This is a genomic window from Paenibacillus hunanensis, from assembly GCF_034055775.1.
In the GTDB taxonomy this organism is placed as follows: Bacteria; Bacillota; Bacilli; order Paenibacillales; family Paenibacillaceae; genus Saccharibacillus; species Saccharibacillus hunanensis.
The window spans coordinates 5,463,117-5,477,561 of record NZ_CP139194.1; the positions used below are offsets into that span (position 1 = coordinate 5,463,117).

11 protein-coding genes are annotated in these 14,445 nt (G+C 48.2%); 4 read left to right on the top strand and 7 right to left on the bottom strand.

What is annotated here, in order from left to right:
* Positions 1 to 452 precede the first annotated feature (452 nt).
* A complete protein-coding gene (locus SK066_RS22225; protein ID WP_188775928.1) occupies positions 453 to 1,217 on the top strand; it encodes an ABC transporter ATP-binding protein in 765 nt (254 codons plus the stop codon).
* Positions 1,192 to 3,087, top strand: coding sequence for an ABC transporter permease (locus tag SK066_RS22230; protein WP_320543055.1), 1,896 nt, complete (start codon positions 1,192 to 1,194; stop codon positions 3,085 to 3,087). The genes SK066_RS22225 and SK066_RS22230 overlap by 26 nt, the downstream gene beginning before the upstream one ends.
* A 263-nt stretch (positions 3,088 to 3,350) precedes the next feature.
* On the opposite strand, the gene SK066_RS22235 is transcribed toward SK066_RS22230, so the two are convergent.
* Positions 3,351 to 4,511 carry a metallophosphoesterase gene (locus SK066_RS22235; protein ID WP_320543056.1) on the bottom strand — a complete coding sequence of 387 codons (1,161 nt, stop codon included), beginning with the start codon at positions 4,509 to 4,511 and terminating at the stop codon, positions 3,351 to 3,353.
* Between the two features lie 225 nt (positions 4,512 to 4,736).
* On the bottom strand, positions 4,737 to 5,225 hold the full coding sequence (gene greA / locus SK066_RS22240) for a transcription elongation factor GreA (RefSeq protein ID WP_320543057.1): 489 nt from the start codon (positions 5,223 to 5,225) through the stop codon (positions 4,737 to 4,739).
* A 344-nt stretch (positions 5,226 to 5,569) separates the two neighbouring features.
* Between greA and SK066_RS22245 the strand changes: the two genes are divergently transcribed.
* Complete coding sequence (locus SK066_RS22245; RefSeq protein WP_320543058.1) at positions 5,570 to 7,063, top strand: peptide MFS transporter; 1,494 nt, start codon at positions 5,570 to 5,572, stop codon at positions 7,061 to 7,063.
* A 206-nt stretch (positions 7,064 to 7,269) separates the two neighbouring features.
* Here the strand turns inward: SK066_RS22245 and SK066_RS22250 are convergent, their stop codons facing one another.
* From SK066_RS22250 to rlmN, 5 genes are all read right to left on the bottom strand, one after another.
* A complete protein-coding gene (locus SK066_RS22250; RefSeq protein WP_320543059.1) occupies positions 7,270 to 8,565 on the bottom strand; it encodes a glycosyltransferase family 2 protein in 1,296 nt (431 codons plus the stop codon).
* A 4-nt stretch (positions 8,566 to 8,569) separates the two neighbouring features.
* Complete coding sequence (locus SK066_RS22255; protein ID WP_188775934.1) at positions 8,570 to 8,707, bottom strand: hypothetical protein; 138 nt, start codon at positions 8,705 to 8,707, stop codon at positions 8,570 to 8,572.
* Positions 8,708 to 8,745: 38 nt separating this feature from the next.
* On the bottom strand, positions 8,746 to 9,621 hold the full coding sequence (locus SK066_RS22260; protein ID WP_320543060.1) for a GGDEF domain-containing protein: 876 nt from the start codon (positions 9,619 to 9,621) through the stop codon (positions 8,746 to 8,748).
* Positions 9,622 to 9,645: 24 nt separating this feature from the next.
* Entirely contained in the window at positions 9,646 to 10,743 is a 1,098-nt protein-coding gene (locus SK066_RS22265) for a glycosyl hydrolase (RefSeq protein ID WP_320543061.1), read from the bottom strand.
* A gap of 538 nt (positions 10,744 to 11,281) precedes the next feature.
* The gene (rlmN, locus tag SK066_RS22270; RefSeq protein WP_188775936.1) at positions 11,282 to 12,379 is read right to left on the bottom strand and encodes a dual-specificity RNA methyltransferase RlmN; all 1,098 of its coding nucleotides are present in this window, start codon (positions 12,377 to 12,379) and stop codon (positions 11,282 to 11,284) included.
* 481 nt (positions 12,380 to 12,860) lie between these two features.
* On the opposite strand from rlmN, the gene SK066_RS22275 reads away from it, so the two are divergent.
* Complete coding sequence (locus SK066_RS22275; protein ID WP_320543062.1) at positions 12,861 to 14,264, top strand: amino acid permease; 1,404 nt, start codon at positions 12,861 to 12,863, stop codon at positions 14,262 to 14,264.
* Positions 14,265 to 14,445 lie beyond the last annotated feature (181 nt).

Here is a 14,445-nt window from a genome sequence, read left to right on the forward strand (position 1 = left end):
CCTGAACGAAAGGCAGAGAGCAATGCCATAAGACCGACCTTTAAGCCGGGATGCGCCCACATTACCCCATTCAAAGCATCCCGGCTTAACCGGAGGTCGCTGGCATGCTCTCTGCCTGTAGTGGTTGATGCAACACCCACAACATTACATATCATCTTCATATCGTTGTCATTCTAACCAACTAACTGAAACGAATAAGCTAAGCTGAAATCAAGATCATCAAATTACAATCCGCCTACCTTACAGCACTGTAAGCTAGATGAAAGGCAATTCGATAGTCCATCCCTCACGCCCCCTCTATACTGTAGTTATACAAGTAAGCGACACACCACTGTCGTTATACGAGCCAAGCTCACCTACTAAAGCTAATGCGGACGTAGCACACAGCAATCCGCAAGCAAGTACACAAACTGCAACTACAAGGATCATTACGTATACAGGGAGGTTTTACAATGTTAGAGGTACAGCATGTCAGTAAAATTTATGAAGGCAAAATTGCCTATAAGGCATTAACCGATATTCAGTTCACCATCGAGGATGGCGAGTTTGTGGGGATCATGGGCCCGTCAGGTAGTGGCAAGACAACGCTGCTCAATATGATCGCGACCATTGATCGTCCAACGACGGGTGAGATTTTGATCGGTAATCGTAACATTAACAAGCTACGGAAGAACGAGCTGGCGGAATTCCGTCGCCGTGAATTGGGCTTTGTTTTTCAGGACTTCAACCTGCTGAATACTCTAACCATTGAGGAAAACATCGTATTGCCACTTACTCTTGATGGTCGTCCGGTTCGCGAAATGAAGCAAAAGGCGGCTGCGATCGCAGAGCGTCTCGGTATCAGCTCTATTATGAATAAGCGCACCTACGAAATCTCCGGTGGACAGGCGCAGCGGACAGCGATTGCACGTGCGATGATTCATTCGCCTCAACTGCTGCTTGCGGATGAGCCGACCGGGAACCTGGATTCCAAGTCTGCTCGTGATGTGATGGAGATGCTGGAGCAGCTCAACCAGGAGGAAAAGAAGACGATGATGCTCGTGACTCATGATGCGGTCGCTGCCAGCTATTGCAGCCGCGTGATTTTCATTCGGGATGGTCACCTGTATAGCGAGATTCATCGCGGCGAGAATCGTCAGGCATTTTTCCAGAAAATCATCGACACGCTATCCTTGTTAGGAGGTCATTCGAGTGACATTTCGTCAATTCGCGTTTAATAATGTCCTGCGTAACAAGCGACTGTATGCTGCCTATTTTCTAAGTAGTATGTTCACGGTGATGATCTTCTTTACCTTTGCCGTGTTTGCTTATCATCCGGCGCTCAATGGCACCGATATGAATCTCAATGTACAAAGAGCGCTATCTGTGTCCAAGTGGCTGATCTATGCCTTTTCCTTCTTCTTCGTACTGTACTCGATGAGCGCCTTCCTCAAGACGCGTAAGCGTGAATTCGGTCTGCTCATGCTACAAGGAATGTCGCCTGGACAATTACGCAAAATGGTCTTTCTTGAAAATATATGTATTGGTACCGGTGCAACTGTAGGCGGTATTCTGATCGGACTCGTCTTTGCCAAAGCGATTCTACTTATCGGTGAAAATATTCTCGTACTGGATGACAAACTGAATTTTTATATCCCACTACAAGCGGTGGGAATCACCGTTGTCTCGTTTCTCGCTCTGTTCATTCTGATCTCGTTCTTCATCGCTACCATTCTGCGCAGCGAATCGCTGATCTCGCTTATTCGCAGTCAACGTGCGCCCAAGAGCGAGCCTCACGCCTCGATCTGGTTATGTGCGCTAGCTGTGATATTGCTCGCGATCAGTTATGGTTTATCCTTATTTGCAGATACAGGTATAGCTTTTCAATTGATGTGGCTCATTATTCTGATGGTCGGGATCGCGACGTATCTGCTGTTCACACAGCTCAGCGTCTATGTGATTCGTGCTCTGAAAAATCGTAAGCCATTTTTCTGGCGTCACACGAATATGCTTCTATTATCCGATCTATCCTACCGGATGAAGGACAATGCTCGTACCTTCTTCCTGGTCGCAATGGTTTCGACCGTATCCTTCTGCGCAATCGGTACATTGTATGGATTACAGCCGCTGCTCAATCGTGCGAATGGTGCAACCGATTCGTATCCAATCGTTTACGTTTCCGAAAAAGGAGATACGCAGCAGCAAGCCAATGTACAGCGAGTAGAGCAATCGCTTCGCGATAAAGGCATTTCGTATCAACAGGTGCGTCTGACACTAAATCGCTACAAGCTTCAGACAGACAGTGAAGCACGCATGATCCTAAGTGCCAGCATGTTCAACCAGGCAAGTGCACTACTTGGTCAAAAGCCTGTTCAGCTACAAGGTAATCATACCTTGATTGCGATTATAAGCGATGCACGTATGGATACTGCGAATCAATTAAAGCAAAAAGATATCGTCACAAACAATGGCATCACGCTCAAGCCAACTCAGATTTTCGTTTCTCCGGCAGTACCAAATGACAGCGTAGCACTGATCGTATCGGATGAACAATATGCTCGCCTTGGTAAACCAGCTGAAGTCACTCACACCTATATGTGGCAAACGGATGCTTCGCATAAGGTGTTCATCACCGCCGCAAAGCAAATTATGGGGAATAATGTAGGACTGGAAGTGACGGATCACTCTGTACTCGAAATTCCAACCTACTCGCTGTACATCGTACAAAGTCTGTATGGCATCGCCCTGTTCATCGGACTGTTCATCGGTATCGTATTCTTCGTTTCCGCTGGAAGCTTCCTCTACTTCCGTCTCTATAGCGATCTGGATGAGGATAAGCAGAAATTCCGTGCTATCGCCAAGCTCGGTTTAACCAACCGCGAACTCAATAAGGTGCTAACCCGACAGATTGCACTGCTGTTCTTCGCACCGATTGTCGTCGCACTGGTTCATGGGTCGATCGCACTTGCGACAGTTGCGCGTCTATTCAATGCCCAGATGGCTACTCAATTCGTCATCGTACTTAGTATCTTCTCACTCATTCAAATCGTCTACTTCTTCGTTGTACGATTCTTCTATATTAAGCAGGTGCGCGAGGCTCTGCATTAAGCAAAGATGATATACAATAGATGACGCGTCATCGTTACAGATATAAAAAGGCTCAAGCTTCCTATACTTTTAGAAGTGTTACACCAGATGAATGAATTGAACGCCTATACAAAAGGACGCTTACTCTCCATATAGAGAATAGCGTCCTTTTCAACTTCAACATTACATTCTGTTGAGGTAAGCATATTCATGTAGCCTCTTCACTAAAATAAGGGTGTACATCGGTAGGTAAACTCGATGGAACAAACTCCACTAACTGCCTTTTAAGCTTCGCCATCTCCATCCGTTGAAGCCCCACTATCTGTTTTCGTCGTGCTTCCTGCATCCGTACCACTACGGAACTTCACATGAATCTGCACAATCTCCGACCGCGTACCAATGCGTAGCGGTGAGCCCCAGAAGCCGAAGCCGGAGGAGACGATCGAATGTAGCTGACCTTTACGCAGATAGCCCCAGTCATTTTCAAAAATGCGATGCGTAATGAGCGAGAACGGTGCCATCTGTCCACGATGCGTGTGACCGGATACGACCAGATCGGTGCCGAGCTTTTGCTCCGCATCCAGCTCATATGGCTGATGATCGAGCACGATGACCGGATGGGTATGATCCACTTCGTCCAGCAACTTGCCCAGCTCTGTACGCGGTCGGTCGCTGTAATCACGCCGTCCGACAAGGGTAATTCCATTATCCAGCACAACCGATTCATCATACAGCACATTCAGATTACTTTGATTCAACGCCTCGACCAGATCGATCCCATCCTCAAAGCGATCATGATTACCGAGAGAGGAGTAGACAGGTGCCTGGAAGCCCTTCAGAATTTCTGGAATCGCAGTCTTGCTATAGTACATGAGATTATCATCAATAATATCGCCCGGTAGCAGAATTAAATCCGGCTTCAAGGCATTCACTCGCTCCACCAGACGGCGAGCATGACCTTCATTCGATAAGGCGCCAAAATGCATATCGGATGCCATCACAATATTCATTTCAGATGGCCCATTAACGGGCTTATCGATCTCAATCGTATACGAGCGTACGACCGGACTGTAGGCATTATACGCACCTACACTCACCGTTACAATCAGTCCAGCAATCGTAATCCAGCCCGCCCAGAACACGGCGGTTGTCATAGAGATTGGCGACCAGCGTAGCAGTAACAATACAAGATTCATAATCGGTAGCCATAGCACTGAGAAATACGCTATCGCCACCCAGACTGCACCAATCCATTTAAACGCACCGATCTGACTTTGCCAGAAACCGAGGAACAATCCATACGCCAAAATGACCAGCACAATGATCATAATATACCGCGGCAGCATCTGATGCGGGAACAATGTACCCAGCCATACCCAGCCGTTCCAACCAATATACAGAATAAATAGATGATACACGATCAACATTACAATCCCTATCCACAAAGTCGGTAGCTCCTATTCCAACGTATTCTGACATGCGATCTACATGCCGATGGCTCTCTTGCTTTACAATACTCCTAGTATATAACTTCAGCGACCGATTTACAAAACGTAACATGTATAAATAAAGTAAGTGTGAAAAAGAGCTGCACGGAGAGATTCCGTCAGCTCTTTTGGATAATCGTGCATATTCCCGATTACATTCAAATTATGTTCACAGCGAGTCGCTTATTGACCTGGCTTGATCTCCAGCAGCTCATAATGGAATGTACCCATCGGTGCTTCAAAGGCGATTTTGTCGCCGGACTGGTGACCCATCAATGCCTTGCCCAGCGGGCTTTCATAGGACAGCTTATTATTCGCCAGATCTGCCTCAGCAGGCCCTACGAGCTGGTATTCGATCACTTCATCAAATTCAATATCCTTCAATACCGCGATCGAGCCAATGCTCACGCGGGAAGTGTCCATTTGGTCTGCACTGATTACACGCGCGTTACGCAGCATGCGCTCCAGCGTCAAAATGCGCGTTTCCATAAACGCCTGATCCTCTTTCGCAGAGTGATACTCACTGTTCTCCTTCAGGTCGCCATAGCTGATCGCTGTTTTCAGACGTGCAGCCAGCTCCTTGCGGCGTGGCCCTTTCAGCTCCTTCAGCTCTTCTTCAAGCTTTGCGAGTCCTTCCGGGGTCAAAATTACTTCTTCGTTTTCGTTTGCCATCTACTCTCAACTCCTTATGTTCATTATACCTTACCCGGAGCCATTTGCCCTGCTTCACTGCAAATTAAATCCCGAATATCCTCCGTGAAGACATCATACACAGCGATTTCCGGTAAAAATGTACTAATTTGTCCATGAAAATGGTCTGCTTTTCCATTATTTTCGATTGATTATATGAAGATTATATTATATCTTAATGGTTCGCCCGTTTGCTGAACGTGTAAGTACATTTCAACACATATCTTACAACGGTGCGGCACTGGGCAGTGTCATGGACAGCAGAAGGAACCATCTCACGAATCCTTTGAACTGCTCCGGACATGACCACTTCAAGGAGGTATATCGTGTCTAATCCAACAAAACAAGAGATCGTAGATAGTGTGCCTCAGCGTGGGTTTTTCGGACATCCACGCGGATTGTTCACACTCTTTTTTACGGAGTTCTGGGAGCGCTTTTCTTATTATGGCATGAGAGCAATTCTGATCTACTACATGTACTACGAGGTAAGCAAGGGCGGACTCGGTCTGGATCAGACGATGGCAACAGCGATCATGTCGATCTATGGCTCGCTCGTGTACATGTCGGGTATTATTGGTGGCTGGCTAGCTGACCGTGTATTCGGCCCGTCACGCTCGGTATTTTATGGCGGTATACTGATTATGCTCGGTCATATCGTGCTCGCCTTCCCGGGTGGCGCATCGATGCTATTCACATCGATGGCGTTGATCGTCCTCGGTACGGGGCTGCTCAAGCCGAACGTCTCTACCATCGTCGGTGAGATGTATAGCGAAGAAGATGCACGCCGTGACTCCGGCTTTAGTATTTTCTATATGGGGATCAACCTTGGCGGCTTTATTGCACCGCTGATTGTTGGTACGGTAGGCACAGAGTATAACTTCCACCTTGGCTTCGGACTGGCGGCGATCGGGATGCTGATCGGACTGATCGTGTTTATGCTGACACGTAAGAAAAGTCTCGGTCTTGCTGGTAGGATCGTACCGAATCCGATGGACAAGGATGAGCGTCGTAAAGTGACCAAGCTGCTGATCATCGGCGCCATTGTCGTTGCCGTGCTGCTGGCTGCTGCAATTACCTTCGGCTGGCTTACGCTGGAATCGTTCGTACTTGTCGTCGCTGTACTGGGTGTACTCATCCCAATCTGCTATTTTGTCGTGATGTATCGTAGTCCGAAAACGAATGATGTAGAGCGCTCGCGTCTGACCGCGTATATTCCATTATTCATCGCTGCGGTCATGTTCTGGTCGATTCAGGAGCAGACGTCCACGGTACTGGCACTGTTTGCAGATCAGCGTACACAGCTGCAATGGATGGGCATTACAATCTCGCCAGCCTGGTTCCAGTCGCTGAATCCGCTGTTTATCATTATTCTGGCACCGGTGTTTGCCTGGTTCTGGATGAAGCTGGGGGATCGTCAGCCGACCATTCCACGTAAGTTTGCGATCGGAATTTTGTTCGCTGGCCTGTCGTTCCTCGTTATCTTGCTACCGGTATACTTTAGCGGTGATAAGGAGCTGGTTAGTCCACTATGGCTGGTGCTGAGTTACTTTATTATCGTGATCGGTGAGCTGTGTCTGTCTCCGGTTGGCTTGTCCGCAACAACGAAGCTGGCACCCGCAGCCTTTTCTGCGCAAACGATGAGTCTGTGGTTCCTGTCTAATGCAGCCGCACAGGCAATCAATGCGGTGCTGACCACGCTGTACAGCAAGGATACCGAGCTGCTCTACTTCGGTACGATCGGTGGCGTGTCCATTGTGCTTGGTATTATTCTGTTCCTGATGGGTCCGAAAATTCAGGGCTATATGAAGGGGATCAAGTAAGTAGCTACGCCTGCTGTATGGGATCGTTCAACAGTACCCTATGCGACAACCTATAGCATTGTAAAATCATGACACTATATGATCATGATCGTATAAAAAAACAGGCTGGTATGCCGCTTGATCGAGCGGTGTACCAGCCTGTTTGATGTTGATTCGATTTTGTTTAATGTAAGAGTGAAGCATGTCTAATCGTATGCTAACCACACTCAGTTAAATCGCTTCGTCTTGTACCAGCTCGATTTACGTCCAGTAAGAATGTCGACAAGCAGCGAGTAGAAGGCTTTGATCGAGATGATCAGGAACAGCTGTGCATAGGTGAAATACGAGATACACGCGAGCACAAAGTTCATCGTATTACTTTGCCCGATATCGGAAGCGAGCGCCAGATTAATCTGGAGTACATAGATGTAATACATGAGCGCCCATGAAATGACCAGATATACATACACATCGCCAGCAAACTGGAATGGCGAGAGCACATTCGGGTTGAACAATGCGATCACCTGATACACGATATTCGCGACGAAAATAATATCCGAAATAATAATCGCGATCATAAACCAGAAATAACTGGCTGCATAATAGAGCACCTGAATTTTGATCCGCCAGCTAGAGTTATTGAATAGATGGTGAATATTATCCAGAATAACGCGGTAATTCCCCTTCGACCAGCGCTGACGCTGACTCATATACACGCTGAGCTGCTCGGGCTCCTGCTGATACGCCTCTGCCTGTGGGGCGAGCGCGATCAGCTGTCCACGCGTTAAAATATCAAACGTAATCGCCGTATCCTCGGTAATCGCATCCGGGTCCCAGCCGCCGATATCGCGGATCAGATCCGTCTTCACGATAAAGTTCGTGCCTGGAATTGTGCCGACCTTGAACAGCTCCCATAGTCCGGTATGATGGACACGCTGAATCGTTACCAGCTCCAGGTTAATACAGCGCGACAGGAAGTTTTGTCCGCGGTTGCGCGCTTTGTTACGTCCGAATACCGCACCGTATTTCTCTGGCTGCTCCAGTGCCTTTTGCATCAGGAACATGAGTGCATTGCGCTCAGGCGCCGCATCCGCATCATAGACGAGAATCCATTCGCCCTTCGTAATTTTGAGCGCTTCATTCAGCGCACCGGACTTACCGCCCGTACCTGTACGCTCAATAATCGTAAAGTCACGATCAGCAAACTCCGGTCTTTCTTTTAGACGATACAACGATGCTGCTGTACCATCACTACAGTTATCCGCGATCACGATGACCTGCACCTTATGCGCAGGATAATTCAGCTTCAAAATATGCTCGGTCGTGATGCCGACAACAACCTCTTCATTATGCGCAGGCACCATCACGGTCACGGTTGGATAATGCTCCATCGTTTCCGGAAATACGATTCCTGCCTTGTTTTGCTTGGACAGAAAGCGAATCGCCCCTGCCATGATAATGATCGCCTCCAGCACCGCAATCCAGATGCTAATGATCGAAAAAATCAGTATACCATCTGCCACTTCGTTACCCCCGTCCCCGGTTGTATTTACGGTTCACGTGACTGCGAAACCGGAGCGTAGCAATGGTTAACAACGCAATCGCGATTGCAAACAAGCCGCTAACCGCCGTACATAACGGGATAAACCAATCCGTATAAGCCATCTTTCATCTTCTCCTAAATGTATAATGCCGGACACTGATCAAATGTATTCGCCGATCAGATCCGTTTCCGTATTGCGTTCCAGCGTGGCAATGACAGCATCCAGACTTTCGTATTTCTCAAATTGCTCTGGATTAAACACGAGCGCACCTGAGCGAATGACAAGCTGTAGCTCCTGTCCCTTGAGATCAGGGAAGTGCACATTCATCATCGCATCACGAATACGATGCGTCAGTGGCGGCAAATAGTCCTTATTCGTCATCGGGCAAAGGATAATAAAGCGACCATTATCAATCGAGAACTTATAATCCTCAAAACGGATCTGCTTCTGAATCGTGTCCGACAGCTCTAGCAGTAGACGAGCATAGCCTGCCGAGCCGACCGACTCCTGCACCAGTGGCAAAAATTCAATCTTGAACATCGCCATACAAAAGCTGTATTGATCCGAATACCGACGTGCGAGGTTAGAATGCTTGATCAGCGCTTCACCCAGTGCGGATCGATTGCCCAGTGTCGTATCGATATCGACCTGTGGGGTCATTTCGTGCAGTGCTTCAAGCCGTTCCTTGAGTCTGCGTGTATCGATCAGGCTGTATTTAACGATCATCGCAATCAAAATATTGGCCGGAATCAAAAACATATTAAAAAACACGACCGGATTCAGCGGTGCAATCGTCACCATCCACACAAAATAAGTGACCAGAAACACAAAAATCATGACCACCGAAATGCCGCGCGGTAGCCAGAAGCCAACGAGCAGGCCCAGCAAGGAGCCGAGCATTACCAGCAGCTCTGCAACACCGAAGCGCTGCTGCATCTCCACATTCCAGAACAAAATCAGTTGCTCCAGAATTGCAACCGCAACGAGCAATGTGTATCCGGTCATTGTACGCCGGATTGGTATACCATTTGTCATTTTTCCTCTTCCTTTTTTTCAGGTTTAACGTGTCTGTTGTAGCGTGGTTTCTGCTAGCAGTGCAAGCAGATTATCAAATGCGTGTGTGTCTCCATCGGATACGTAGCCGCCTCGATCACTTCCTTCTGAAGCGCGAAACATAATCATTCGATCATACAGCTGCTGTGCCCATTCCCGATCATCCATCTGCACTGCAAGTAAAATCGCCAGCCCATACACCGAAGGCGATTCATACTTCACCGCTGGCTGATGATCCTTCGCATCATAACGTCCGTACAAATGTCCATCCTTGGCAAATTGCTGCTTCATAAAAGCTACCAGCTTATCAGGTGGTTGTTTCATCTCGGCAAGATGCAGTCCAATAATAAGCTGGTCAATCAGGTTTACCTGCTTATCATAGCCGTATTGGCCTGTTGTCACATCATAGGTTCTTGGATAAAAGAGTCCATCATTCGGAATGGTTCGCAGCAGCTCAAGATGCCGCGTATACAGCTCATCACTAATCAGACCGTATTGCTTCATTCGCTCAAAGGCGAGCGTATCAATATAGGTCAAACTGAGCAGATTACTGGAGGTATCATGCTGAAAATCGTGGTAGTCCACCAGATAGCCGTTGTTCAGTCCTTGTGCCCACAGCGTATCGGTGATTTCTTTGGCAGTTGCGAGATATTCCGGCTTGTTCCAGCGTCCATAGGCGTCCAGCAGTGCACTCACGATGCGCAGATCATCACCAAGCGCATACGTATTCACACGGGACTGTCCATCCGGTTCTAGCTTCCAGCGGATATAATGCTGAGGCGACATAAAATATGTGTTCAGCAGCTGATAGCTGTTATCAAAATCCGACTTGTCCTCTACAAGCAATGTGTACTGCATCCATAATCCAACGGATTCCGATAGTGCCTCTCGTCCAGCAACGACGTTTGGATCAGTAGAGGGAGCTTCCTTTAAATACGATGCGATCGTTCCATTGGCATTGACCATCGATTGCTTCATGAACAATGCGGTAGAAGAGGTTTCTTTTCTCATCATTAGTGTCGCTAGTAGCGCCGCCAGCCCGATAATGACTATGATCATGACCAGTAGTACGACTCGGGTACGACGGTTTTTTGTTACGCGCATCTGCACCTCCTTGGCTGGACTTCACGGGAGCCAGCTCATTTTCACAATAATATTAGGCGTTTAGGCCAAAAGAAGGAGCTACACGTCGTCTTGTTCCTACTCTTTGGATTTATTTTCACATATCTTGCGGTATTCGTATAGATCAAATGATGTAATTTTTCATGAATTCACAGCATTTTCTTGTTATTTATTTATCGGAATTTGGAGAACGATTGCGAATATGTCATTTGAAAAAAATTGTCGATAGCTGGATAGTCGATGGATAGATAGCATTTCCGAGAAGTATATAGGGATACAACAGCACTGTGTAAATGATTCGTGTACACGGGAACTTAGGATGATAGAAGTGAGAACAACGGAGATTAGGTATGGATTAGTGCACATAAAAAATCCCCTCTGGCTGGCAGTGTTGACCTTCGTGTCGCATGCGGTCTTTTTCACTGTCTGTCCTGAGGGGATCGTACCGATGTAAAAAGCTGTTTCTGCCTAAAAGGATAGGTCTATAGTTTGTGTACTTTTATTATGCATAGCGACATCATTAGCCGCTGATCAGTGTGGTTGAATTCGCTTCGCGACTACGCTCGGCTTTTTTCATTTGCTTACTGCGTAGCTGTCCGCAGGCAGCATCGATATCGGTACCGTGCTCCATGCGAACGGTGCAGTTGATGCCGTTCTTTTTCAGCACATCATAAAAGGCCAGAATGTCCTCCTGCTTACTGCGCTGATACTGACTGTGCTCGTCGACCGGGTTGTACGGAATCAGGTTCACACTGGTCATTTGCTTTTTGTCCGCCAGCAGAGCAGCCAGCTCGTGAGCTTGCTCCACCTGATCGTTCACGCCTTGCAGCAGAATGTATTCCATCATGATGCGGCGATTCGTTTTTTGCAGGTAGTAGTCCACAGCGTCCATAAGCTGTTCCAATGGGAATGCGCGGTTGATCTTCATAATACGGGTGCGTAGCTCATTGTTTGGCGCGTGCAGAGACAGTGCCAGATTCACGAGCAGATCGCTATCTGCGAACTCGCGGATCTTGTCAGGCAAGCCACTGGTGGACACGGTAATACGCTTCGGTGCGATCACCAGACCCTTTTGATCCTTGACGATATTGATAAAATCGACCATATTCTCGAAGTTATCAAACGGCTCACCAATACCCATCACGACGATATGCGTCACAAGCTTGCCTTCGCCCTGCTCATCCAGATGCTGCTGCACCTTCATGATCTGCTCCACGATCTCACCTGCGTTCAGATCACGGCTTTTCTTGATCAAGCCACTGGCGCAGAAGCTGCATCCGATATTACAGCCCACCTGTGTCGTGACACAGACGGATTGACCGTATTTTTGACGCATCAGTACCGTTTCGATCAGATTACCGTCCTTCAAGCGAAGCAGGAACTTCACTGTACCGTCTGCCGATTCTTGCTTCACATGCTCTTCCAGCGTACGCATGCTAAAATGCTCTGCCAGCAGTGTGCGGCATTCCTCGCGCACTTCCATATCTTCAAAGCGCATCACACGCTGCTTGTACAAACTGTTCCATACTTGAGCAGAGCGCGAACGCTTCTGTCCGTGCTGCTCCAGCCAATCGGCAAGCTGGCTTAATGTTAATCCATAAATGGATGGTTTATTCATGTCTAACCCTCTTTTCACCTGTCTGTCCATTATTCTGCCTGATGTCGGTAGTCATGAACAGCATTAATGTTGCTTGTCTATCATTGCTTACTCATCTATTGCTGCCTGGCCTCGCGGCTACCTATACCGACTACATCGTTTATTCTGTCACATCTCCGTGCAGATAAGAACGGAATGATGCGAATAAATGGATCGTAAACTGATCATATTACGGGCATTCCCCGATGAACACAATAAAACGCAGTACAGACCCGGCTGTCTTGCAGCCAGACCCATACTGCTCATGCCTCCTATTGTCCCAAAATTCAACGATGAAAACAATAGAAAACGTGCAAATCGATGCATCAAATTTGAGAAGTTCACGCCATTTTCAAAAAAACACTCTTTCGCTTTACCAGAGAAAAGTGTATAGTAGGATACTGTCATGATATTTACATGATCTGAAATGTTAACCTTTTCCAAGCGGAAGGAGTTCTATTATATGAGTCAAAATAGAGTTGGATTCTGGATTCTGACCGCCCTTGTCGTGGGCAATATGGTCGGTTCCGGGATCTTTATGTTGCCGCGTTCACTGGCAGAAGTATCGAATCCAGCAGGCACGGTGCTGGCTTGGGGCGTAACCGGGTTTGGCGTGCTGATGCTGGCACTCGTATTTGGCAATCTGGCGCTGCGTAAGCCAGAATTGAGCGGTGGGCCGCAGATTTATGCGAAGGAGCTGTTCCCGAACAATCCGGTGCTGTCGGTGTTGTCTGGATTTATGTCATCATGGGGCTACTGGGTCGGGAATGTAGCAGGATTTGTAGCGGTCATTACGACCTTTTCCAGCTATCTGTCTACGTTTATTCCAGCGATGAAAAGTGAGGCAGTCTGGTTTACGATCGGTAGTCTGGATATCAAAACAGGCAATGCGCTGAACTTTATCGTCTGCTCGCTTCTATTATGGGGCACGCATGCGCTGGCGCTACGCGGAATTGAAGGCGCAGGGAAAATGAATCTGCTCGCTACGGCGACGAAGGTGATTGGATTTGCCCTGTTTATTGTGATCGCCCTCTTCGCGTTTCAGGAGGCGAATATCGGGCCATTCGCGGCACCACATGTGGATGCAGATGGACAGACGGTTAGTCTGCTGTCACAGGTGAATGGCGCAGCTGTTGTGACGCTGTGGGCATTCATCGGGGTTGAATCAGCGATGGTGTTCGCTGCTCGTGCCAAACGCAAGCAGGATGTATCGCGTGCGACGATGGTCGGCTTGCTGATCGCGCTCGCTTTATATGTAGGGATTAGTATTTTGACGATGGGTCTGCTGCCGGGCGATCAGCTCCAGCAATCGCAAAACCCACTCGTCGATGCGATGAGCGCGGTGCTCGGACCGATCGGCGGTTATCTGCTGGCTGGACTCGGACTGATCAGCTTGATCGGTTCGACGATTGGCTGGGTGCTACTCAGCGCGGAAGTGCCATATGAAGCGGCGCGTCAGGGTGTATTCCTGCGTCCGTTCCGCGATGTGAATGGCAAAGGGATGCCGCGTCTGTCGCTCTGGATATCGAATGGACTCGGACAGCTGCTGATCTTCTCAACGATCTCCGGCTCGATCTCGCAGGCGTTTGATTTTATTATCGCGATTGCGACACTGGCGTATCTGGTGCCTTATCTGATCTCGGCAGTGTATCAGCTGCGGCTGGTCGTGACGGGTGAAGGATATGGTGCGAATGAGAGTCGTGTGCGTGATGGGATTATTGGCGTGCTGGCGACGGTGTACTCGGTGTGGGTGATTTATGCGGGGACGGCGGATTGGAAGACGTTTGGGTTTGGTGTGTTGATGATTGTTAGTGGGATTGTGTTTTATCCTTTGTTGCTCAAGCAGCTTCGGGTGAAGCGGGTTTGATAAGTAGGATTGTGGGCATTAGTGTTGAGTTACACCACTCCGGCAAGGAATAAGGGGACGGACTCAGGTGGAGCCGCGGGAATCTACTGGATTAGGATAAAATGTAGATTCCCGCCCCTCCAAAGTCGTCCTTTCCCCTTATTTCCTTGCCTTCGTTCTGTACGAGCGCATCATGTTTTGT

Excerpts from the sequence above, each read along its gene's own strand:
- rlmN (WP_188775936.1), bottom strand. The coding sequence starts at position 12,379 with ATGAATAAACCATCCATTTATGGATTAACATTAAGCCAGCTTGCCGAT.
- greA (WP_320543057.1), bottom strand. The coding sequence starts at position 5,225 with ATGGCAAACGAAAACGAAGAAGTAATTTTGACCCCGGAAGGACTCGCA.
- SK066_RS22255 (WP_188775934.1), bottom strand. The coding sequence starts at position 8,707 with ATGGCTTATACGGATTGGTTTATCCCGTTATGTACGGCGGTTAGCGGC.
- SK066_RS22260 (WP_320543060.1), bottom strand. The coding sequence starts at position 9,621 with ATGACAAATGGTATACCAATCCGGCGTACAATGACCGGATACACATTG.
- SK066_RS22275 (WP_320543062.1), top strand. The coding sequence starts at position 12,861 with ATGAGTCAAAATAGAGTTGGATTCTGGATTCTGACCGCCCTTGTCGTG.
- SK066_RS22265 (WP_320543061.1), bottom strand. The coding sequence starts at position 10,743 with ATGCGCGTAACAAAAAACCGTCGTACCCGAGTCGTACTACTGGTCATG.
- SK066_RS22225 (WP_188775928.1), top strand. The coding sequence starts at position 453 with ATGTTAGAGGTACAGCATGTCAGTAAAATTTATGAAGGCAAAATTGCC.